17 protein-coding genes and 1 tRNA gene are annotated in these 23092 nt (G+C 45.3%); 14 read left to right on the top strand and 4 right to left on the bottom strand.

What is annotated here, in order from left to right; translation table 11 throughout:
- Positions 1 to 124: 124 nt before the first annotated feature.
- Complete coding sequence (locus KUV50_RS16370) at positions 125 to 955, bottom strand: glycerophosphodiester phosphodiesterase (protein WP_222581266.1); 831 nt, start codon at positions 953 to 955, stop codon at positions 125 to 127.
- A 161-nt stretch (positions 956 to 1116) separates the two neighbouring features.
- On the opposite strand from KUV50_RS16370, the gene KUV50_RS16365 reads away from it, so the two are divergent.
- The 3 genes from KUV50_RS16365 (at position 1117) to KUV50_RS16355 (ending at position 3599) form a co-directional block, all read left to right on the top strand.
- Positions 1117 to 2388 carry an alginate export family protein gene (locus tag KUV50_RS16365; RefSeq protein ID WP_222581265.1) on the top strand — a complete coding sequence of 424 codons (1272 nt, stop codon included), beginning with the start codon at positions 1117 to 1119 and terminating at the stop codon, positions 2386 to 2388.
- Between the two features lie 119 nt (positions 2389 to 2507).
- Entirely contained in the window at positions 2508 to 3029 is a 522-nt protein-coding gene (locus KUV50_RS16360) for a DUF3427 domain-containing protein (RefSeq protein WP_222581264.1), read from the top strand.
- A gap of 63 nt (positions 3030 to 3092) precedes the next feature.
- The gene (locus KUV50_RS16355; protein ID WP_222581263.1) at positions 3093 to 3599 is read left to right on the top strand and encodes a GNAT family N-acetyltransferase; all 507 of its coding nucleotides are present in this window, start codon (positions 3093 to 3095) and stop codon (positions 3597 to 3599) included.
- 369 nt (positions 3600 to 3968) lie between these two features.
- Here the strand turns inward: KUV50_RS16355 and KUV50_RS16350 are convergent, their stop codons facing one another.
- Positions 3969 to 4505 carry a phosphoribosyltransferase gene (locus tag KUV50_RS16350; RefSeq protein ID WP_222581262.1) on the bottom strand — a complete coding sequence of 179 codons (537 nt, stop codon included), beginning with the start codon at positions 4503 to 4505 and terminating at the stop codon, positions 3969 to 3971.
- A gap of 118 nt (positions 4506 to 4623) precedes the next feature.
- On the opposite strand from KUV50_RS16350, the gene KUV50_RS16345 reads away from it, so the two are divergent.
- From KUV50_RS16345 to polA, 4 genes are all read left to right on the top strand, one after another.
- The gene (locus KUV50_RS16345; RefSeq protein ID WP_222581261.1) at positions 4624 to 5682 is read left to right on the top strand and encodes a DUF3078 domain-containing protein; all 1059 of its coding nucleotides are present in this window, start codon (positions 4624 to 4626) and stop codon (positions 5680 to 5682) included.
- Between the two features lie 399 nt (positions 5683 to 6081).
- Positions 6082 to 6792 carry an SDR family oxidoreductase gene (locus tag KUV50_RS16340; RefSeq protein ID WP_222581260.1) on the top strand — a complete coding sequence of 237 codons (711 nt, stop codon included), beginning with the start codon at positions 6082 to 6084 and terminating at the stop codon, positions 6790 to 6792.
- The gene (gene folK, locus KUV50_RS16335) at positions 6773 to 7561 is read left to right on the top strand and encodes a 2-amino-4-hydroxy-6-hydroxymethyldihydropteridine diphosphokinase (RefSeq protein WP_222581259.1); all 789 of its coding nucleotides are present in this window, start codon (positions 6773 to 6775) and stop codon (positions 7559 to 7561) included. Before KUV50_RS16340 ends, folK begins: the two co-directional genes overlap by 20 nt.
- 23 nt (positions 7562 to 7584) lie before the next feature.
- Entirely contained in the window at positions 7585 to 10356 is a 2772-nt protein-coding gene (gene polA, locus KUV50_RS16330; protein WP_222581258.1) for a DNA polymerase I, read from the top strand.
- Positions 10357 to 10625: 269 nt separating this feature from the next.
- Here the strand turns inward: polA and KUV50_RS16325 are convergent, their stop codons facing one another.
- Positions 10626 to 13127 carry a DNA translocase FtsK gene (locus KUV50_RS16325; protein ID WP_222581257.1) on the bottom strand — a complete coding sequence of 834 codons (2502 nt, stop codon included), beginning with the start codon at positions 13125 to 13127 and terminating at the stop codon, positions 10626 to 10628.
- A 216-nt stretch (positions 13128 to 13343) separates the two neighbouring features.
- Here KUV50_RS16325 and KUV50_RS16320 point away from each other — a divergent pair.
- The 3 genes from KUV50_RS16320 (at position 13344) to xylA (ending at position 16946) form a co-directional block, all read left to right on the top strand.
- Positions 13344 to 13429, top strand: a tRNA-Leu gene (locus KUV50_RS16320).
- 695 nt (positions 13430 to 14124) lie between these two features.
- Complete coding sequence (locus KUV50_RS16315; RefSeq protein ID WP_222581256.1) at positions 14125 to 15621, top strand: xylulokinase; 1497 nt, start codon at positions 14125 to 14127, stop codon at positions 15619 to 15621.
- Positions 15618 to 16946: a xylose isomerase gene (gene xylA / locus KUV50_RS16310; RefSeq protein ID WP_222581255.1), complete on the top strand. Its 1329-nt coding sequence runs from the start codon at positions 15618 to 15620 to the stop codon at positions 16944 to 16946. The genes KUV50_RS16315 and xylA overlap by 4 nt, the downstream gene beginning before the upstream one ends.
- A 96-nt stretch (positions 16947 to 17042) precedes the next feature.
- Here xylA and KUV50_RS16305 read toward each other — a convergent pair whose 3' ends face one another.
- A complete protein-coding gene (locus tag KUV50_RS16305) occupies positions 17043 to 17255 on the bottom strand; it encodes a hypothetical protein (protein WP_222581254.1) in 213 nt (70 codons plus the stop codon).
- 74 nt (positions 17256 to 17329) lie between these two features.
- Between KUV50_RS16305 and KUV50_RS16300 the strand changes: the two genes are divergently transcribed.
- From KUV50_RS16300 to KUV50_RS16285, 4 genes are all read left to right on the top strand, one after another.
- A complete protein-coding gene (locus KUV50_RS16300) occupies positions 17330 to 17803 on the top strand; it encodes a DUF4199 domain-containing protein (protein ID WP_222581253.1) in 474 nt (157 codons plus the stop codon).
- A gap of 601 nt (positions 17804 to 18404) precedes the next feature.
- Positions 18405 to 19952 (top strand): glycine--tRNA ligase, encoded by a 1548-nt coding sequence (locus tag KUV50_RS16295; protein WP_222581252.1) that lies wholly within the window; start codon positions 18405 to 18407, stop codon positions 19950 to 19952.
- A 214-nt stretch (positions 19953 to 20166) separates the two neighbouring features.
- On the top strand, positions 20167 to 21027 hold the full coding sequence (locus tag KUV50_RS16290) for an alpha/beta hydrolase (protein WP_222581251.1): 861 nt from the start codon (positions 20167 to 20169) through the stop codon (positions 21025 to 21027).
- 119 nt (positions 21028 to 21146) lie between these two features.
- Positions 21147 to 23060, top strand: coding sequence for a S9 family peptidase (locus KUV50_RS16285; protein WP_222581250.1), 1914 nt, complete (start codon positions 21147 to 21149; stop codon positions 23058 to 23060).
- Positions 23061 to 23092 lie beyond the last annotated feature (32 nt).

The raw sequence follows: 23092 nt of genomic DNA, 5'->3' as shown, positions 1-23092 counted from the left end.
AATTACATCTGCCAGTTGATGCGTATTGTGCCGTTCAATTATTGGCGTTGAAGGCAGTACCCACATCCTGGCAAGCCGGATATGATATCTTCATCCAAGACTCCCTTGTTATTTAATTATTTGCCTACTGCACTTTTAACTTTTGCTGCAATTCGATAAGCAACCGGGGCTGATCGGTATAAATCCGTTCCACACCCATGTGCAACAGATCAGCCATCCGCCCCTCTTCATTCACGGTCCACGCGCCTACTCCAAACCCATTTGCTTTTAATTTTTCTACTTTTTCAGGTGTAATACCATTGTGCCTGATAACGATGGTTTCGAAACCATGCGCCAGCGCGACCTGAATATCTTCATCAATATCTGTTTTAGCGGGACGGTCCCAGAATACAGGTATGTCCCCTGCTAATTCCTTAACGGTTGACATGTATTGAAGACTTCGATCGTTAAAGCCCACCATGTGTCTGGCCCCCATTTCTTCAATGATATGAATTGCCTGAGCAACGCAGTCAACCTTAGGTTGTATGGATATTCTGGTTCGTTTCTGTTGTACAAAAAGTGCTAGAACATCTTCCAGTAGTGGCGGAGATTGCGGGGGACATTCTTGGTAATTCAACCCGTGTTCTTTCCGGAATTGGGTAGCAACATCAACCTCGAGGAGCTCCTCATAGGTGGATCGTGCAATTTCTAAGGATTTGTCCCCGACCCGCTCCGTATTAATATCATGAATAACCACCAATTTACCATCCCGGGTGCGGTGGATGTCCAGTTCCGCCCAATCTACGCCAAGCTCAATGGCGCTTTCAAATGCCGGAATGGTGTTTTCCGGGAATTCACCGGAGTTACCCCGATGAGCAGTAACACCTTTGAAATCACCGGAGCCGCGCTCTGATGAATCGGCGCACGACACCACAAGCAGAGAACACAAAAACAATCTGAATATATTCTTAATCACTTTTTTTTATTTAAAATCATATAAGCACAGGGGGCTTTACCGCTTATTGATCAAAGTTAAAAGAACTCTTGGACCGAAAGACTACAATTCATAAAATATTAATTCGGACATTTTTGTCCTCTAAGCAAATAATCGTACCTTTGACAATATAAAATTGAACTATGAAATCACTCACTTTCCTATTCGTTTTCTTAGGGCTTCCAGCGTGGTTGGTTGCCCAGCAACTCCACCTGGACGCAGAGATTCGTCCGCGAACCGAATACGCCCATGGCTTAAAAACATTGGCAGATAAAAACCAGGATCCTGGATTCTTCACCACCCAGCGCACCCGGATCGGATTGCTCTTTCAAGACAAACGGATTCAATCCAGAATTATGCTCCAGGATGTCCGTACCTGGGGAAATCAACCTCAATTGGTTAGCAATGAAGACAAAGCCACCTCGATACACGAAGCCTGGTTTCGGATGGCACTGGACACACTCGATCGCTGGCACCTCAAGGGGGGACGACAGGAAATCATTTATGACGACCAGCGGATGTTTGGCAATGTGGGATGGGCACAGCAGGCACGCAGTCACGATGCTTTTCTGCTCCAGTATCAGCAGAATAGGACCCGCATGGATATCGGGCTGGCATTTAACCAACCGAAAAGTCAGCTAACGTCCACATACTATGACATTCCGGGGAACTACAAAACCCTTCAATACCTGTGGTTTCATCAAGGCCTATCTCCCACGCTGGATATGAGTCTGCTTTTCATAAACCAGGGTCTGCAGGTATCCAACAGTACCGCATCCAAAACGCGGTTCAATCAGACCGCCGGAACCCACCTCAATTACCAGAAAAACAAATGGAAAGTGACCTTGCGTGGATATCTTCAATTTGGTGATGCACCGGTATTTGACGAACGAAATCTCGGTGCCTGGATGCACGGTCTGGATATTACCTACCGCGCAGGAAAATACTGGAATCCGACCCTTGGCTATGAAGTGCTTTCTGGCAATGACCCCGATAAAGCAGGAAAACAAGGCGCATTCACCCCGTTTTTTGGGACCAACCACAAGTTCAACGGCCACATGGATTACTTCTACGTGGGCAACCACCTGAATAGCACCGGGTTGATAGACCTATACTTAAAAACAGTCTTCCCGCTCGAAAAAACGAAGCTGGGTGTTAACATTCATCATTTCCGCAGTCAGCAGGCTATTCCAGATCCAGGCGGTCCATCCAAGAAATTATCAAAATCCCTGGGCACGGAGCTTGATCTGTCGGTCACACACCAGATCAACGCTATGGCATCCGTTCAAGCAGGCTATTCACAGATGTTCGGCACTTCAACCATGGAGATCCTCAAAGGTGGCAATAAAGACGCTACGAGCAACTGGTTTTATGTCATGTTTACCGTGAAACCCGGATTTTCCTTGATGCGGTAGCAAGAATGGTGTGTGACAGGGGTCGCGGAGCGTGGTGGGAACCGGGTGTCCCGAAACGCGGACGATAAGGTATTGGTTTACTAAAAAAGTATATATTCGTAATTACATAGTCATAAAATATGGAATTAGGTATATATGAAAGTCTAATATCGAATTCGATCAGAAGAAGGCTGGCCCATCTCGATCGGAAGCAATATTTCGTAGTAGCTGATAAAAAAATTGATACCACATACGAAAAACAGAGTAGTAACAGAGAAGGCGTAGCTCTGAATAGAGATTTAAACACGGAAGCCCTGTTTGTAAACCTTTTAAAAAGTGAAGAAGATTTTTCTCCAACCACGATGTATGATGACTATGCCATCAATGAAACTCTATTTCATTGGCAGTCTCAAAATTCAACTTCTCCAGACTCTGAAAAAGGAAAATCCTACATCTACCAGGAAGATTTCAATAAAAACATCCTGTTATTTGTGCGGGAAGCAAAACGTGACAGTGATGGCTTCACGCACGGCTATGTGTTTCTAGGACCCGTTGATTTTGTCGATTATAAGGACTCTAAGCCCATGTCTATAAAATGGAGTTTAGAGGAACCAATTCCAAATTATTTGTGGAAAGAAAGTGCAAAACTGGCTGCGGGTTAATATTTTTGCGAATTTATTTTGGACAATCTACTAATTAATAACAATTCGTAAAAGATGATATGAATGATTACCAACTTCAAACTCACCCCCGCCACCCTGGACGACATTCCTCGCATCCAGGAGATCGCTTACAAAACCTGGGCTACAGCCTACAAAAATGTGATCTCTTCCGAACAAATCACCTATATGCTGGAGATGATGTACAATACGCAAACATTGAGTAAGTTAATCCAACAACCTGATTTTCTGTTCTATCTCATTAACGATGGTGCCGGAATTGCGGCGTTGGAACTACATTACGAAAACACTATATCAAAGCTTCACAAGATCTACATCCTCCCGGAGCACCAGGGAAAAGGTTTGGGGAAAAAGACCATTCAAAGCCTGACAAATATTTCACAAAATGCAGGCGATAAATCGATAATTCTTAACGTCAATAAGAAAAACGCAGCCACACATTTTTATGAAAAATGTGGCTTTATACGTTGGCGATCTGAGGTGATCGATATCGGCGGTGACTATGTGATGGATGATTATGTATATAGGAAGGATTTTAGCGCGCTGCGCTAGTAGGAGTTCGGGCGCTGCACTTTTAGTCGGTGGTTTGTGGAGTTTGAATAAAAAGGTTTCCGGTTAGAAACCAGGACACCCTCCCCACCCCATCACCCTTCCAGGGCTCATAATTCATCTTTTCATATACGATCCCGACCTTTGGTTGGGACCCATCGCTGAATTACCCACGGATCTTCAGGGCTTATTAATCGCCACCAGAACAAAATGGCAGCTCTCTTTCCATCCGCATATAGGATGAGTAATCGTTGATCGTACCAACAACTAAAGCGCCAGCGTCCCAAAAGCGTAGCGTACCAAAGCACCAGCGTCCCAAAAGCGAAGCGTCCCAATAGCGCAGCGTACCAATAGCGAAGCGTACCAAAAGCGTTACTGCTTCCTATATACATCCTTCAAATACCGCCCTTCTTCATCCACGTCCAATCCATATCCCACAATAAATTCGGGGCCGATTTCAAATCCATAGTGGGTAAGATTGCATTCAAAACGTTGTTGTTCCGGTTTATAAAATAGAGCCACCACCTCCACTCGGGCTGCTCCTTTGGAGTAAAAATATTTTTCCAATTCGTGCGCCGTTCGTCCGGAATCGATGATGTCTTCCAGAATAACCAAATGGGCATCTTTAATCCAACGATCGTCTTTCAAAAATGAAATGGCCAGTTCCTCCGATTGATTGACCCCTTTGTAACTCGAGGCTTGTACACCAAACAACCGGTATGGTTTATCGATGTGAGACAAAAAACGGGAAGCAAAATAAAAGGCCCCAGCCATCACTGGTACCATGGCAACTTCCGATTTTAGATCTGAACTGAACCGCCATGCCATCTCCGCAATACGGTCTTCAATCTTATCCTGAGCAATAAACAATTCAAATTCGTGCTCGTTTATTTTAAGTTTAGCATCCAAAATTTTGAACAATTAAATGATACATTTGCCCCAAAATGCCACTATCAACCGACATAACCAAGCAAACATATTATTTGCTTATAAATTTATTTTTGCATTGATTGTTAAAATCTCCACTATGAAATTAAGAACTCTCCTACTTGCTACGTTTATTTTTTTCACATTCCAAACGGTGTCCTCAGCCCAGGCGAACAACGCCAAAAGACTCGATGCCGTCAAAAAAGCTTCTGCCATCAAAGCCGATACCACCGGTTGGATTCAAGGTGGAGGAATCGGTATGGATATCGGACAATTAGCTTTTCTGAACCCCAAGCTTGGTTCGGGTGAAAATCGGTTTGGTTTTGGAGGCGCCATCAGCTATTTTGCCAACCTCATCGAAGACCGGTATTACTGGTCCAACAGCTTTTCACTGAATCTGGCACTCCAGAAACTGGGATCGGGGGTGATCAGAGCAAATTCTGATGAGAAAACACCCTTCCAAAAAAGCATCGACGAGCTTCGCATCAATTCGAAATTTGGCTACGCCATATCCAAAGAGTCCAATTTCAATTATGCGGTTGATTTTAGTTTTCTTTCCCAATTTACACCGACCTACAACAGTAAAGTAGATGGGGGTAATTATCTTAAAAATATCGAGGAGTTGGAAACAAGTCTTGCTTCCAAAATCTTTAACCCGGCCACAGTAATATTTGGGGTGGGTATTGATTACAAACCCACGCCTACCTGGTCGATTTACTTATCTCCGGTCTCTTACAAAGGACTGATTGTAGCTGATGACGACATTGCAGCACTTGGAATACACGGTAACCCATGGAACAGTCCGACCGACTTCGAAAACACCGACAATCAGATTGGTGGGCTTCTCAAAATTGGGTATTCAGGCAACCTGGTTCCGGAGCGAATATCCTACAATACCAGCCTGGGAATGTATTCCAATTATCTGAACAATCCGCAAAATATTGATATTGACTGGGTGAATGAATTTGCATTCAAAATATACAAGGGACTTCAACTCAGCGTTCTCGTGAATCTTTTCTATGACGACGATGTACTGGTTCAGATCTCAGACAGTGATGCTGTAGGAGGAATAAAACGAGACCCCGACGGTAACGTCATCACCGGGAAACGAGTAAGTATCACAGAACAAATGCTTCTGAAGTACATTTATGTGTTCTAACCCGCAACCCGCTAAATTCAGCACATCAAACTATTAGGATGCAGAATGAGCGGTGCATAAATTGCTCAAACTCCAAAATTGGAAATAATACCTAGCCCAATTTTGGGTGACGTTTGACGTGTGCGGGCTAATTCAATCTCTCGGCACTTGAAATGATACAATGACATTGAGGTCTTCATTGTCATTGCATCATTTTCCCTATCTTCGTATTTGGACAAGCAAAGGATGTGTTGGCATCTGGGGTAGTAGAATCATAGGCGTACCCACTCGTGGGAGAAGATGGATTTGGAATAACAATACACTGCTGGGATTAGCCCCTTTTGCCAAACCACATAATTTCCCGGGTTAAAACACGCTAATCACGTGCACAACAAAAACATATAAAGTAACAGTAATACCATGAGTCCTAAATCTGCCATAATCACCGGGGGTGCCCATCGCCTGGGCAGGAGTATTTGTCTCGGTCTGGCCGATATGGGGTATCACATCGTACTCCATTACGGGTCATCTAAAGCGGAGGCTCAAGATACCAAAAAACAAATCGAAGAAAAAGGAGTTCAATGCCAGCTGGTGTCGCTGGATCTGTCCAAAGCCAATGCTGGCCCGACCTTATTTGATCGGATTAACCCGGACTTCAGGGTGGAAGTACTGGTGAATAGTGCTTCGATTTTCCAGCCTTCCGGGTTTGACAATGAATCCGAGGATCTTCTGGATCTGCATTATAAAATCAATTTTCGGAGTCCGTATTCCTTACTCAAGTCATTTGTAAACCGATATAAATCCGGACATATTATTAATATTCTGGATACCAAAGTGGCGCACCATAAAACCGACCACCTGGATTACCTGATTACCAAAAAAGCCCTCCGGGATTTGACAAAAATGGCTGCCGTCTCCTGTGGACCTGAGTTTCGGGTGAATGGCATCTCGCCCGGATTGATCCTACCGCCGGCGGGTGAAGATCATTCCTATCTGGAAAATAAAGCCAAGGATATCCCCTTGCAATCCGTCGGCGATCCCAGTCAAATACAAAAAGCAGTTCGTTATCTGGTAAAAAATCCGTTTCTTACCGGTCAAATACTATACATTGATGGAGGAGAACATTTATGATACCAATTCACCAGGACCAGACCAGAAGTTGGTCAAAATAAAGGTGGAGAACCTACGCCTGCGAGCTTACATTGGTTTTAAAAAGTGGGAAACCGAAAAACTACAGGATGTGATTGTCAATTTTTCCTTTCGGTACAATGCGGCCAAAGCCATTGAAACAGATCTGGAAAAAGATGTTCTGGATTATAAAGTAATTACTAAAAAAATTATTCACCATATTGACCGGCAATCATTTCATCTACTGGAAAAGGTAGCGGAGGATTTGCTTGAAATCATTCGGTCTAATCCCTATACACGTGATATTGTAGTCCGGATCGAAAAGCCCCACGCCCTTCGGTTTTCAGACAATGTCTGGGTAGAAGTCGACGGCAAAGACCGGCCCAATGAAGTCGTTGTCGGTCTGGGTTCGAATATCGACCCCGAGCAAAACACTAGAATTGCCCTTCAAAAATTGGCAGAAGTGGGTCGCATTGACCAACAAACCGATTTTGTCTATACGGCACCACAAAAAATCACGAATCAGGACCAATTTTTAAATGGTGCAGTGCTGCTGCGGACACCACTTCCGTATGAAGAACTCCGCCATCTTCTGAAGTCGTTGGAAAATGATATGGGACGGGACCGGTCCGGGCCTAAAAACGGCCCCCGGAAGATTGATCTGGACGTCATCCTCTACAACGGGAGTATCATGGATGAGGAGGTTTATGAGTATTCTTTTTTACAGGATTTTCTCAAAACCCTGAAACCAGATGTAGAATTTGATTTTTAAAATTATTACAACCGATATTCGCTATGAACAATAAGACACTATATATCCTCGACGGGCATGCCCTGGTTTTCAGAGCCCATTATGCCTTTATTAACCGGCCATTGATGAATTCCAAGGGTGTGAACACCTCTGCGATTACCGGATTCACCCGATCGCTTTGGGACATCATCGTTAACCGGCAACCCAGCCACCTAGCCGTTTCTTTTGACAAAAGCAACATCACCTTCCGAAATGAGATGTACCCCGAATACAAAGCCAATCGGGATGAGACACCGGAAGATATCCGCACTGCGCTGCCGATTATTAAAGAAATTGTCCAGGCATTTAACATCCCTATTCTGGAAATGGACAATTATGAAGCCGATGATGTTATTGGCACATTGGCCAAGCAAGCTGAAAAACAAGGATTCAAGGTGTATATGGTGACCCCGGACAAGGATTTCGGACAACTGGTCAGTGAGAATATCAAAATATATAAACCCTCCCGAAAAGGAACCGGCGTAGAAATCCTCGGCATCCCCGAGGTCCTTGAAAAATGGGACATCCAGGATGTGGATCAGGTCAAGGACATGATCGGCCTCCAAGGCGATAGTGTAGACAATATCCCCGGCATTCCGGGCATTGGACCCAAAACGGCCGCCAAACTACTGAAACAATACCATACGGTAGAAAATTTGCTGGATCACACCTCGGAGCTAAAAGGCAAAATGAAGGAAAATCTGGAAACCTTCCGCGAACAAGGCCTCCTGTCCAAGCAACTCGCAATTATCAATACCGAAGCCCCCATTACTTTTGATGCAGAAAAAACCGAAATGAACCAGGCCAATAAGAAAAAACTGGCGGAATTGTTTGCCGAATTGGAATTTCGCACCCTGGCTCAAAGTATTCTGGGAACCGCTCCTCAGCAAGGCGTCCAACAGGCTCTTTTCCCCACTGGCAACGTGGCTGCCGCCAAGCCGGTCATCGACAAAATAGCTCCCAATCAATTTGATAACACCAAACAAGCGTACACACTTATCGAAACAGCGGAACAACGTACCGCACTTCTCAAAGAACTGAAATCCGCCGATCGATTTTGTTTTGATACTGAAACGACCTCTATTCATCCGATGGAGGCCGACCTTGTTGGAATAAGTTTTAGTACCCGGCCGAACCACGCTTCTTTTATCCTTTTTCCCAAGGATCGAAAGGCAGCGTCAGAACTTTTGGAGGAGTTCAGAGCCGTTCTTGAAGATCCCAAAATTCAGAAAATTGCTCAGAATATAAAATACGATGCCATTGTTCTCAAGAATTACGGCATCAATGTAGCGGGAGTCTTTCATGATACCATGCTGTTCCACTACCTGCTCCACCCGGAGCTGCGTCATGGCATGGACTATCTGGCAGAGACCTACCTGTCCTATAAATGCATTTCGTATGATGAACTTACAGAGAAAAAAGGCCGGAAGCAGAAAAAACTGAGAGATGTTGAATTGGAAAAACTCAAAAATTACGCCGCAGAGGATGCCGATATCACCCTTCGTCTTCACGAGCACTTGCACCCGAAACTGCAGGAAGAAAATCTTGAAAAACTTTATTTCGATATCGAAGAACCGGTGATTAAGGTGCTGGCGGAAATGGAATACAACGGGATCCGGTTGGATAAAAAATTCCTAAATGACTACAGCGAAAAATTAGCCGAAGAAGTACTCCGAACCGAAGCCACCATCCACGAAATGGCCGGCGTCGTTTTCAATGTAGATAGTCCCAAACAAGTCGGTGAAGTGCTTTTTGAGAGAATGGAGATTCCATACCGATGGCGCAAGACCAAAACCGGTCAATTCTCCACCAATGAAGCCAAACTGAGCGAGTTGGCCAAAGATCATGAGATTATATCTTTGATTCTGGAATACCGAGGACTAACCAAGCTAAAGTCAACCTATGTCGATGCGCTTCCCAAAATGATCAACCCAAAAACAGGTCGAATCCACAGCAGCTTCAATCAGGCTCTTGCGTCGACGGGACGGCTAAGCTCGAATCATCCCAATCTGCAGAACATTCCCATCCGCACCGAAGCCGGTCGAAAAGTCCGCGAAGCGTTTATTCCGGCGGATGAGAACCACACCCTGCTCGGGGCTGATTATTCACAAATTGAGCTGCGGCTGATCGCACACATGAGTGAAGATGAAGCCATGCTCGAAGCGTTTAATAGTGGTCAGGACATTCACCGGGCGACCGCTGCCCGTGTATTTGAAGTGCCTTATGATGAAGTCACCGCTGACCAACGACGTCAGGCCAAAACCGTGAACTTCAGCATCATTTACGGAGCAGGATCCACCAACCTTTCCCAACAGCTGGATATTCCACGAAAAGAAGCCACAGCATTGATCGAAGCTTACTTCAATCAATACCAAGGACTCAAAAAATACATGGATGACACGGTTAAGTTCGCCCGGGAAAACGGGTATGTAGAAACTTTACTCGGACGCAAACGTGGTCTGCGGGATATCAATTCCCGGAACAGGATGGCGCAAAGTGCTGCAGAACGGATTGCCATCAACACCCCCATTCAAGGGACGGCCGCCGATATGATCAAAATAGCCATGGTCCGGATCCATAAAAGGCTCAAAGAAGAAGGTCTAAAGTCCTGGCTGGTGCTCCAGGTTCATGATGAATTGATGTTTGACGTTCCTCATGATGAAGTGGATACGATGAAAAAATTAGTAGAAGAAGAAATGATCAATGCCATCCCGGATCTGAAGGTTCCCATCTTGGTAGAAGCTGGCACAGGAAATACCTGGCTGGAAGCGCATTGAAAAAGCAGGTGAGCGCAAAGAGTCACGCTGAAAGCAAGTGAGCTCAAAGAGTCAAGCTCAAAGCGGAAAGCTCGGATTTGCAAGCCGGCGGAGCCTGAAGCATAGAGGATTGTAAAGCCCGTTTAACACTTGAGGTTTGAACTTGTGTAAAGTCTGACAGTTTCAAAAGGCTTCACAATCCGCATCTCTTCCTGCACCCCACAGGCTTATGAATCCTAACAGCGCAGCACACCAAAACCCAATTAACAATTAATAATCAATAATTATCCTCATCCATCCTTGATCACCATTTCAAGATGCTGAAGCAACTCTGACTCGGTGTCGAAATAAACTTCCCGGGCTTTGCTTCCTTCACTGGGCCCGACGACTCCAAAATGCTCCAGCTGATCCATGATCCGGCCTGCCCGGTTGTATCCCAATTTAAGTTTTCGTTGCAGCATGGACGTACTTCCACTCCGTTCCATAACTACCAATCTTCCCGCATCTGTAAACAGTTCATCCAGATCGGATACCTTAATATCTCCCAAAGGATCTCCGCCATCTTCATCCGGATCATTGTATTCCGGCAGATAATACGGTTCACCGAATCCGGCCTGATCAGAGATGTAATCGATGACTCGTTCCACCTCCGGCGTGTCAATGAAAGCACACTGCAACCGGACCAGGTCACTCCCTACGGACAAAAGCATATCACCCCGTCCGATCAGTTGATCCGCTCCGCCGGCATCCAAAATGGTCCTGGAATCCACTTTCGAGGTTACCTTGAAAGCGATACGGGCCGGGAAGTTTGCTTTTATGACACCGGTAATGATATTCACAGAGGGTCGCTGCGTAGCAATTATCAAATGTATCCCGACAGCACGTGCCAACTGTGCCAGACGTGCAATCGGCATCTCCACCTCTTTGCCAGCGGTCATAATCAAATCAGCAAACTCATCGATGACCAATACGATAAACGGCATGTACTTATGACCATTCAACGGATTGAGTTTTCGTGCAATAAACTTCTTGTTGTATTCCTTAATGTTTCGGGAATATGCTTTTTTCAGCAAGTTGTACCGCTCATCCATTTCGATACAGAGGCTATTCAGCGTATGAACTACCTTCTTGGTATCCGTAATAATGGGTTCATCCTGACCGGGCAGAAAAGCCAGAAAGTGTTTTTCAAGTTTGGAATAAGGGAAAAGCTCTACTTTCTTCGGATCGATCAGGATCAACTTAACCTGGCTGGGGTGTTTCCGGTACAGCAAAGACATGATGATCGTATTGATCCCAACGGATTTCCCCTGTCCGGTGGCCCCGGCAATCAGCAAGTGGGGCATTTTGGCGAGGTCAGCGACAAAGACCTCGTTGCTAATCGTCTTACCCAACCCGATGGGCAATTCCATTTTGGCATCTGTAAATTTTTCAGACGCAATGGTTTCCTTGAGACTGACAATCTGTTTTTTCTTATTCGGCACCTCGATACCGATGGTTCCTTTCCCCGGGATCGGTGCGATGATCCGAATCCCCAATGCAGCCAGGGATAACGCAATATCATCTTCCAGATTTTTGATCTTAGAGATGCGAACGCCGGGTGCCGGAATAATCTCATAAAGTGTCACCGTGGGGCCGACTGTAGCCCGTATCTTGGTAATCTCAATTTTATAATTTTGCAGCGTAGTGATGATCTGATCCTTATTTGACTCCAGTTCGGTCCGGTTGATGTGAACCTGGCCGATCATGTAGTTATCCAGCAAATCCAAAACAGGATTGGTGTACCGCGAAAGCTCTTTCGTCGGATCAAACGGCTCCAGTAAGGTCGTCTTATCCTCACGCTCCACCACCAGTTTATCATCATCCGACATCGTAGCCTCCCGGACTTCAGGCTCCGGATGATCGGCCTCATAAGCAGGGCCGAAACTCTTTTCATCCATCTCCAGCTGGATACCAGGGGTATCTGTTTCCTCCTGTGTGGCCTGATCCCTTCTTTTCGAGATCTCTGAGGTATCCAGTTCGATCGCTTCTTCCAATTCCTTGACGGGTTCTTGTTTCTCCTCCTCCATGGGTGGTTCGTCCGGATATTCCGATTTAGATGGCTGTACCGCTGTTTCTCTGACGGGATTTACTTTTTCTCCGTTTTGCAAAGCCTCACCAGACAGAAAAGTATCCACAAACTGTTTTCGACGTCGTCGCAACGATGTCCATCGAAACTGGAAGGTACTCTTGATCTGAGGCAGGTACTCATTGTGCCAGTAAATCAATCCGATAAAGGCAAAAAGAAGCATCACGCCCAGCCCCATCATTCCGATGAAGGCTGAGAAATATTGAAATAAAGCATAGCCAAACGCCCCGCCCCAGGCAAACGGAGAGGCATGTAACAAAAACTCAAAGGTCAATGGAAAAATCAAAATGGCAATGCTTAGATAGGTCGCCAGTCGGATAAATTGCATCCAGTGTCTTTTAAAATACACTATGATCGCACATCCGAAGCCAAAAACCGGAAGCAAAAACGAGGTCACTCCAATCCCTTTGTAAAAAGTAAGGAATGAAATGATCGCTCCAAACCGGCCCAGCCAATTCTGAACCTTGACGTCCTGAGCCAACAATAAGTCCCACGACAGCCGGATCACCTTATCCTGGTCTTCCTTCCAGGTATAGATGTAACTGGTCAGTGCAATGAGGAGAAATATCGACATCATTGCGATAAACAGCGCAGAAATGGCACGCCATCGCTTATCGATGGTCCATTTACTTTGGGATTTTTTTGACCGTTTTCGTTTTCTTGCCATGGATCGGGTTTGGGTTTTTGAACTCATCCTGCTCATATTGAGAAAAATGACCTCATTTCAATTCCAGCTGCTAATATATTAAAAATTTATAACATATGAAGTAAAGTGCAAAACAACAGTATTTTTTGGAACTGGTAAAATATTTCAGAAATAAAACTGAATTTATACAACGATCAAATTTTTTATTAGATTTGCATCCTCCAATCAAATCATCCTGCCCGGGTGGCGGAATTGGTAGACGCGCAAGGTTGAGGGCCTTGTGTCCTTCATTGGACGTGCAGGTTCAACTCCTGTTCCGGGCACTTTCTTCAATATTTAATCCACCAATAAACGAGGGAGGTACTGCCCAGTGTCAGTTTTACGCTTCAGCTTAGGTGGGATATCATAATGATGTCTTCCATATTTAAGAAACAAACCCGCTTTATTCACCATAATCACCCTGAACAATTTCGCTCTAAAACTTGAACCCTATGCGGGGTTCTGAATAGGAATGGTCTACCCCCCGGCTGCACTACGCTTGCCAGGGGTTAATCACATCCAGGGTTCTAAGAAACAAGGATCTCGATATATCGTGAAAATTCAATCTATTCGGTCTCATTTCGAACAGAGTTCATACCACCAACACCGGAGGTGCTGAAGGTGAATAACCCCGAATAAACCGATAGGCGTCATTCGGGGCGGCATGTCAGGCCTTTGAGCTCCGAAAGGTCTTCAACCTGGTCATCTTAGTTTTTGACTGGCAATTTGAGAAAACCCATCAGAACGAAAAATTATGATAAAATAAATATCTTAAAGAGTACATGGATTATTCATACAATAAATTTATGACATATACAGGTTCTTTGTTTTTTCCACACCATTGATCCGGCCCTTGCTGAGATCCGATCAAGAATTTCTGCGTATGTTTCCGAACATAAAACCACCCTTTCAAAAATCTTTTATATCTTTTGCCTCATTTTGAAAACCGGTATATAAATCAGGCCATAGCCCCTAAAACATGAAATACTTATTAGGATTTGATATTGGAAGCTCTTCCATCAAGGCAGCCCTCATACACGCAGAGTCTGGAGAAGTGCGTTCCATCGTATCCGCACCAAAAAAAGAGATGCCGATCGCTTCAAGTCAACCTGGCTTCGCTGAGCAAGATCCGGCTATGTGGTGGAAGTACGTCTGTGACTGCAGCAATCAAATCATAGAAAAACACCCCGACGCTTCCGAAAACATCGTTTCCATCGGAATCGCTTATCAGATGCACGGGTTGGTGGTCATCGATAAAAACGGTAAAGTTCTACGCCCATCGATTATCTGGTGCGACAGCCGGGCCGTTGATACCGGGGAAGCATTATTAGAAGAACTGGAACCGGATTATTTCCTGCATTCGCACTACAACTACCCCGGAAACTTCACTTTCTCCAAATTACGCTGGATACAGAATCACCAGCCCGAGCTCTTCGATCAAATTGATAAGATCATGTTGCCCGGCGATTATATTGCCTTCAAAATGAGCGGCATGGCCCGGACCTCCATTACGGGGCTAAGTGAAGGTATTATGTGGAATTTTGAGCAAAATGAGCTGGACAAAAATTTATTCGAACGATGCAGCATGGATCCGAAAATGGTGCCGGAATATCAACCGACCTTTTCCACCCAGGGGGAGGTCACTTCCACAGCAGCGAAAGAACTGGGCATCGAGCCGGGAGTACCCATAAGCTATCGTTCCGGCGACCAACCCAACAATGCCTGGTCACTGCACGTCAACGAACCGGGAATCATGGCTGGTACGGGTGGCACGTCAGGCGTATTGTACGGCATTTCAGAACAACCCGTCATTGATCGGTCCCAGCGTACCAATAGTTTTGCCCATGTGAATTATACGCCGGAAAAACCACGCATTGGCACCTTGCTGTGCATCAATGGGGCCGGCATCCTGTACAGCTGGATCCGTAAAAACATCACGGGGCAAGAGCAGGAATACGCCGAATTGGAGAACCGGGCTGCGACCATATCACCAGGTTCAGAAGGTGTTTTCATGCTGCCCTTTGGCAATGGAGCTGAACGCATGTTGCAGAACAAACCCATCGGTGCGCACCTCGCCGGACTGGACCTGAATCGACATCATCAGGACCACCTGATTCGGGCGGGATTGGAAGGGATTGGATTTGCGTTTTATTACGGTTATGAGATCATGAAAGAACTGGGCATGTCATCCCATCTACTCCGGGTAGGCAATGACAACCTTTTTCAATCCACCATATTCAGTGAGTGTTTTGCCAGTCTGTCCGGTGTGACCATTGAGGTCCGGGAGGCGACCGGCGCGGTGGGTGCCGCACTGGGTGCAGGACTCGGGTCCGGCTATTATAAAACGGCTAATGAAGCGCTCTCCTCGCAAGAAATCAAAAAAACTATTGAACCCAATAAAAATTTATCTAACACTTATGAAGAGTATTACCATACCTGGAAAGAAGCTCTTCTGAATAAACTAAAAACGCTATGAAAAACCATACCCAAAAAACTCATTTCCCCAACGTGTCACCCATCCAATACAAAGGTCCTGATTCCATGGACCCCCTCTCCTACCGGTTCTATGACCCTAATAAAAAAGTAGGTAACAAATCGATGGCCGAACATCTTCGCTTTGCCGTAGCGTATTGGCACAGTTTCAATGGCGATGGCAGCGATCCTTTCGGCTGGGGACCTCGTCCGATGCCATGGAACGAAGGCAGCACAGCTGAAGAACGAGCGTTGAACAAAATGGATGCAGCCTTCGAATTTATCTCCAAACTGGGGGTTTCCTATTATTGCTTTCACGACGTGGACCTGATCGACGAAGGTGACACGTTGTCAGAATCGAGAAAACGGCTCGATTTTATTGCAGATTATGCGCGCAAAAAACAGGAAGAACATCAGGTCAAATTGTTATGGGGGACGGCCAACCTTTTTTCGCATCCGCGTTATATGAATGGCGCAGCCACCAATCCGGATTTCAACGTCGTAGCTCATGCCGGTGCCCAGGTGCGCAATGCGCTCGACATTACTATGGCGCTGGATGGCGAGAATTATGTGTTCTGGGGCGGACGGGAAGGGTATATTTCCCTGATCAATACCGATATGAAGCGGGAAAAAGACCACATGGCCCGTTTTCTGCATATGGCCAAAGATTATGCCCGGAAGAACGGCTTCAAGGGGACCTTCTTTATCGAACCCAAGCCGGCCGAACCGACCAAGCATCAGTACGATTACGATGCAGCAACCGTATTGGGCTTTTTGAACGAATACGACCTGGCTGATGATTTCAAACTCAACCTGGAAGTCAACCATGCCACCCTGGCCTTACACACCTTTGAGCATGAATTAGCAGTAGCCGGTGCTGAGGGCATGTTGGGCAGCATTGATGCGAACCGTGGCGATTATCAAAATGGCTGGGATACCGATCAGTTTCCGGTGGATATTTATGAGTTGACTCGAGCCATGCTGGTCATTCTTCGCTATGGCGGATTTCAGGGTGGCGGGATAAACTTTGATGCCAAGCTACGCCGCAACAGCACCGATCTCAATGATCTGTTTCACGCGCATATCGGGGGAATCGATCTTTTCGCCCGGGCGTTGGAGATTGCTCATCAAATTCTTGAAGAATCCGAATATTCCGAACTATTGAAAAATCGGTATGCGAGCTTTGATAGTAACGATGGCAAAAAATTTGAAGAAGGCGCACTCAGCCTGGAAGATTTGGCAACATACATTGGCGAAGGTGACCAGCTCAAACTGATCAGCGGCCGACAGGAATATTATGAAAATTTAATTAATCGGTATATTTTGTAATTAAGTCTAATCAGACAAATACTACGCTTAATAATGGCACATCAGCCATTTTTATATATATTCCTTAGACCTATTAAATGAAAAATTATTTAAATATTAGCATGATTCATCTTTGTACCATTTGACCGTAACCCCGGGCCCTTTCTGTTTGTTACAGGCTGCCTTGGTTATAGGGCTTTTGCATTCACTCCAGCCGGCACTGGAAATCACACATTTTCCTGTGCTGGCAGTCGGGTTAACAGATAATTCTTGCTTAGAATCTTTAACCATTTGTTTCAAACTTTCTTTTACTCCTGATGAATCTTGCATTTCTTTTGGATTTATAAAATATAATAATTAAAAAATAACTATAAATTTAACAATTAGGTATCAATAATCCAAATATGAGAAAATACGAAATTGAAATTAAATGGGGACTAATTTTTATCGTTGCTACGCTGATATGGATGGGTATTGAGAATGTGGTCGGCTTGCACACGGTGCATATTGACAAGCACATGTATTACACGAATTTGTTTGGTATAGTGGCCATCATCCTGTACGTCCTGGCGCTGTTGGACAAACGCAGAAACTTTTACAACAACCGGATGAGCTGGAAGCAGGGTTTTATCAGCGGATTAATTATCACGTTAATCATCGCAGCGTTCAGCCCATTGACTCAGTTGATCGTCCACAAGATTATTGCGCCTTCCTATTTCACAAATGCCATAGAATATGGTGCTAGTCTGGGCAAAGACCCAGAAACTTTAGCCGGCTATTTTAACCTCCGAAGTTACATTGTCCAATCCCTTTTTGGAACGTTTAGTCTGGGAATGGTCACTTCGGCGGTGGTGGCTTTGTTCGTGAGAAGGAGTTAGGTCATTAGGTCGCTGCGCTGTTAGGTGTTAGGGCCCTTCGCTGTTGTGGCACTTCGCTATTAGGGGTTAGGGCACCCCAAAGTACCGGAGCTTTTAGTTTTTTATAATTCATGAAATCAGTGAACGGATATCAACCAGACGGGAACGAAGGTTTTCATCAAAAAAGAGCTTCATACTACAGCATTCGCTTCCCGGCGTTCACGCATTGCAGTCTACGATTTAAACATACGAATTATTCTAATACCAAAATTACGGATCGCATTTTCATTCGAGAAGATTAAATAAGATAGTATGAAACCAGATCGCTGTGTTTCCACATTTTCATGAATTCAATTGCTTTTGCTTATAAATTTCTCCCAATGGACACAGGAAGGAAAAGTGCAGATTGCTAAATGCCGCGGTCTGTGCGAACCACCGAAAAACCCCTCCCTTAAAAATTCAAAACTTAAAACTATAAATTCTTCCACCTCACCCCATAAACCTTATCAACCCCATAAACCTCATAAACCTCATAAACACAATCTACACACAACGAACTATACACTATGAACTAAAATACCTATTTTAGCGCTTTAATTTTCAAATATAGAATTGATTCAAAATGGCCGAAGATTTAAAGACTATTATTTCTCACTCGAAGGAGTATGGATTTGTTTACCCATCCAGTGAGGTTTATGAGGGATTGAGTGCTGTCTATGACTATGGCCCGCTGGGCGCCGAACTCAAAAACAACATCAAGTCCTACTGGTGGAAATCCATGGTACGCATGCACGAAAACATCGTCGGATTGGATGCTGCCATCTTTATGCATCCCAAAATATGGAAAGCTTCCGGTCACGTGGATGCCTTCAATGATCCGATGATGGACAACAAAGATTCCAAAAAAAGGTATCGGGCTGATGTATTAATCGAGGATGAAATAGCCAAAATAGAAGGCAAAATTGATAAAGAAGTACGCAAAGGACGCAAACGTTTTGGCGATGCTTTTGATGAAGAGCAATTCAAATCCACCCACCCCAGAGTACAGCGGTACACAGAAACCATTGCAGATATAAAGAGCAAATTGGGTGCGGCCATGATGGCAGATGATATGACAGGTCTTCGACAGCTCGTCGAAGATTTGGATATCGCGGACCCCGTATCGGGGTCCAGAAACTGGACCGACGTTCGCCAATTTAATCTCATGTTTTCCACCCAGCTGGGTAACATATCGGGTGAGAATTCAGAACTGTACCTCCGTCCAGAGACCGCGCAGGGTATATTCGTGAATTTCCTCAATGTCATGAAAACCTCGCGACAAAAGATTCCGTTTGGGATCGCTCAGATCGGAAAAGCATTCCGAAATGAGATCGTCGCCCGGCAATTTATCTTCCGCATGCGGGAATTTGAACAAATGGAAATGCAGTATTTTATCCCGCCAGGCAGTGAAATGGAATGGTATGAATACTGGAAAGAGCAGCGTATGAAATGGCACCTGGCACTGGGGACACCCCAGGAGCATCTGCGGTTCCATAAACATGAAAATCTGTCGCATTACGCCAACGCAGCTGCGGACATTGAATATAAGTTCGGTTTTGGCTTCAAGGAATTGGAAGGGATTCATTCCCGGACGGACTTTGATCTTAAAAACCATCAGGAATTTTCCGGCAAAAAACTACAGTATTTCGACCCGGAAACGAAAGAGAATTACATCCCCTATGTGCTGGAGACCTCGATCGGGTGCGATCGGATGTTCCTCGCTATGCTTAGTGAATCACTGCAGGAAGAAGAAGTCCCAGATGCTTCAGGGAAAAAGAGCACGCGTACCGTAATGAAACTTCATCCGGTATTGGCTCCGGTAAAAGCCGCTATATTACCCTTGGTGCGAAACAAACCGGAACTGACCGAACGAGCTCGAAAGATTTTTGATGACTTAAAAATGCACTTTCAGTGTCAGTACGATGAAAAAGATGCCATTGGCCGGCGCTACCGGCGACAGGACGCCATCGGAACACCATTCTGCCTGACCATAGATTTTGAGACCATTGAAGATGATCAGAAAATAACCATCCGCGACCGTGATAGCTTGGAACAAAAGCGGGTCACTGTCGAAGAAGCCCGGGACATTATTTTAAAATCAACCAATGAAGCGATCTTATTACAACAGTAAATCCAAAAGTACTAATGAATCAGACTCTAGGGGGTATTCTGATTTATTTACAACAAGTCTGACAGGTTTTATCCACTGGGGTATTCATAGGGCACCCCGTGTAAGTAGGCCCTACAAGCAAATTATTGGGGGTCAAAACCTGTCAGGGTTCTCACTTTTGATATTAATTACTGTGCTAAATTCAATAACGGGATTATCCGCACAAAATTCGGATATGCAGATACCTTTATGGAAGGATGACCAGTTGGTCTTTCCGGACTACGATTACGTGGAGAAATGTGACACCACCGATATCGTCCGGATCCAAAAAGTCACTACACCGTTCATAGAGGTTTATCTTCCCAACCGAAAAAACCGGACCGGTGCCAGCGTGGTCATCTGTCCGGGTGGTGGATACGGCATGCTCGCCTGGGACTGGGAAGGTCAAGATTTTGCCAAGCGACTGAATGCAGCGGGCATTGCGGCTTTCGTGCTAAAATACCGGCTTCCTTTTCCGATCGACGGGGAGACCGATGACACCATGCCGATGCGGGATGCCATGCGGGCGATCCAGATCGTACGCCGTCAAGCATCGGAATGGGAATTGCATCCAAACAAAATTGGCATTATGGGTTTTTCAGCCGGTGGCCATCTGGCATCGTCGGTCGGGGTCCATTTTGACGACCAAACCTTTTTGGAAGGTGTGAGCGATGATACCACCTCTGCGCGACCTGATTTCATGGCACTCATCTATCCGGTGATTGATTTTGGGGATACACCCAATACGCACCGGGGGTCTCGCGCCAATCTACTCGGGAACGATATGAGTACGCAGAAAAAGGAATATTACTCTTCGCACCTGCAGGTAACCCCGGAAACGTCTCCTACTTTTCTGATTCATACCCAGGATGACAAAGCAGTTCCGGTCGGCAACAGTCTGACTATGTACGCTGCATTGGCCGCCAAAAATGTAGAAGCAGAACTCCACATTTATCCACAGGGCAAACACGGATTTGGGCTAGCGCTCGACAAAGGCCGGTTGGCAAAATGGCCGAATTTGCTGATTGACTGGATTTATGCACAGTCAGGCAATTAAATATTGTAAAAGTTGAGTTTTTTAATTGGAGTGGCTGTAGATAAGAAAAGTTTCCATACAATTTTGGTTAAAATGATTGATTGTACCTCATTAATAACTAAGAAATAATATTTATTAAAATGACAGATCCTAAAAACCTTCCCGGAAAACCAGAATTAGTCAGTGCTCCAGAGGTATTACAACAAATCATTGATCAGGACCAGGGCGAATACAAATACTCCGTGGAGGATTTTTTCCGCACACCGGAACAAACTGCCTTCTCGATCTCTCCGGACGGATTGCACCTGGCCTTTTTTAGTCCGTATAAAAGAAGAAAAAATATTTTTATCCGCGAGATTTCTTCGGGTGAGACGATGCGTATCACGGAAGAAACAGAACGGGATATTGGCGGGTTTTTCTGGGCCAATTCCAAACGGATCCTGTACGTCAAAGACGATGGCGGAGATGAAAATTTTAGATTGTACGGCATTAATCACGATGGATCAGAACATCAGGACCTTACACCCTATCAAGACGTCACCGTACAACTCATCGATGACCTGGAAGACGATGAAGATGAAGTGATCATTGGTATGAACAAGGACAATCCGGAGTTATTTGATCCCTACCGGCTCAATGTCCATTCCGGCGAACTTACGCAGTTAGCAAAAAACAACCCGGCTGCACCGGTCACTCATTGGATGACCGACCATGATGGACGGCTCCGGATTGCGATGCGCACCGAAGGAGGAACCAACACGGTCGTGATGTACCGTGATCAGGAAGAGGATGACTTTCGGGATGTGATCACCACGGACTTTACCGAAGAAATTAATCCGGTTTTCTTTGATTTTGAAACACCGCATGTAGTGTATGCTTTGTCCAACCTGGATCGAGATAAAAAGGTATTGATCCGGTTTGATATGCATACGGGAAAAGAGACGGGTGATGTCATTTTTGAACGGAACGATGTAGATCTGTCCGGTGTATCCTATTCACGAAAAAGAAAAGTATTAGCTGCTGCATCTTTTGTTACCGATCGCATACATCGACATTTTTTTGATCAACACCTCGCGAACATCTACGACTACCTGAAAAAACAACTTCCCGGAAAAGAAATAGCGCTCACGAGTGTCGACCTGGATGAGGAAAATTATATCCTGCGTACCTACAGTGATCGTTCGCTGGGCACCTATTATCACTTCAAGGTGACCGGCCAGGCATTAACCAAAATCACCGACATCAGCCCATGGATCGATGAAGATGACATGCGGCCCATGGAGGCCGTCTCCTACACCAGCCGGGACGGGCTGACCATACATGGTTATCTCACATTACCCGATTCGAACACAGACGGACCCTATCCCATCATCGTAAATCCTCATGGCGGGCCTTGGGTGCGTGACACCTGGGGGTACAATCCGGAAGTACAGTTGCTCGCATCAAGAGGGTATGGTGTTTTTCAGATGAATTACCGCGGTTCCACGGGATACGGGAAGGACTTTTGGAGATCTTCTTTCAAGCAATGGGGTCGAAAAATGCAAGATGATATTACAGATGGTGTACACTGGCTAATCAATGAAAAAATAGCCGATCCAAAACGAGTGGCTATCTATGGTGGCAGCTATGGCGGGTATGCCACGCTAGCCGGTGTGACGTTCACTCCGGACTTATATTGCTGTGCCATCGACTATGTCGGCGTGTCCAATCTGTTTACTTTTATGACCACGATTCCTCCCTACTGGAAACCGCTCCTGGACATGATGTATGCCATGGTGGGCAACCCAGAATTGGATGAAGAAGAAATGCGTGCGGCCTCCCCGATCTTTCATGTGGACAAAATTAAAACGCCACTTCTGGTTATTCAGGGAGCCAATGATCCACGGGTCAATATCGACGAAGCAGATCAAATCGTGGAACAGCTTCGCAATAAAGGGGTCAATGTCCCGTATATGGTCAAATACGACGAAGGACACGGGTTTCGGAATGAAGAAAACCGATTTGAGGTATACCGGGTTATATTAGGATTTTTGGCCAGATATCTGAATAATTAGTGTGGATGAATAGTCTGCAAGACGTCCATATT

This window comes from Membranihabitans marinus (genome assembly GCF_019802045.1).
Classification (GTDB): domain Bacteria; phylum Bacteroidota; class Bacteroidia; order Chitinophagales; family Saprospiraceae; genus Membranihabitans; species Membranihabitans marinus_A.
Note: the sequence above shows the minus strand (reverse complement) of the source record. Positions and strands in the feature narration are given on the sequence as shown.

What these genes read in the sequence shown, in the direction of transcription:
- KUV50_RS16365 (WP_222581265.1), top strand. Translation starts at nt 1,117, where the DNA reads ATGAAATCACTCACTTTCCTATTCGTTTTCTTAGGGCTTCCAGCGTGG.
- KUV50_RS16360 (WP_222581264.1), top strand. Translation starts at nt 2,508, where the DNA reads ATGGAATTAGGTATATATGAAAGTCTAATATCGAATTCGATCAGAAGA.
- KUV50_RS16355 (WP_222581263.1), top strand. Translation starts at nt 3,093, where the DNA reads ATGATTACCAACTTCAAACTCACCCCCGCCACCCTGGACGACATTCCT.
- KUV50_RS16345 (WP_222581261.1), top strand. Translation starts at nt 4,624, where the DNA reads ATGAAATTAAGAACTCTCCTACTTGCTACGTTTATTTTTTTCACATTC.
- KUV50_RS16340 (WP_222581260.1), top strand. Translation starts at nt 6,082, where the DNA reads ATGAGTCCTAAATCTGCCATAATCACCGGGGGTGCCCATCGCCTGGGC.
- folK (WP_222581259.1), top strand. Translation starts at nt 6,773, where the DNA reads ATGGAGGAGAACATTTATGATACCAATTCACCAGGACCAGACCAGAAG.
- polA (WP_222581258.1), top strand. Translation starts at nt 7,585, where the DNA reads ATGAACAATAAGACACTATATATCCTCGACGGGCATGCCCTGGTTTTC.
- KUV50_RS16325 (WP_222581257.1), bottom strand. Translation starts at nt 13,127, where the DNA reads ATGGCAAGAAAACGAAAACGGTCAAAAAAATCCCAAAGTAAATGGACC.
- KUV50_RS16315 (WP_222581256.1), top strand. Translation starts at nt 14,125, where the DNA reads ATGAAATACTTATTAGGATTTGATATTGGAAGCTCTTCCATCAAGGCA.
- xylA (WP_222581255.1), top strand. Translation starts at nt 15,618, where the DNA reads ATGAAAAACCATACCCAAAAAACTCATTTCCCCAACGTGTCACCCATC.
- KUV50_RS16305 (WP_222581254.1), bottom strand. Translation starts at nt 17,255, where the DNA reads ATGCAAGATTCATCAGGAGTAAAAGAAAGTTTGAAACAAATGGTTAAA.
- KUV50_RS16300 (WP_222581253.1), top strand. Translation starts at nt 17,330, where the DNA reads ATGAGAAAATACGAAATTGAAATTAAATGGGGACTAATTTTTATCGTT.
- KUV50_RS16295 (WP_222581252.1), top strand. Translation starts at nt 18,405, where the DNA reads ATGGCCGAAGATTTAAAGACTATTATTTCTCACTCGAAGGAGTATGGA.
- KUV50_RS16290 (WP_222581251.1), top strand. Translation starts at nt 20,167, where the DNA reads ATGCAGATACCTTTATGGAAGGATGACCAGTTGGTCTTTCCGGACTAC.
- KUV50_RS16285 (WP_222581250.1), top strand. Translation starts at nt 21,147, where the DNA reads ATGACAGATCCTAAAAACCTTCCCGGAAAACCAGAATTAGTCAGTGCT.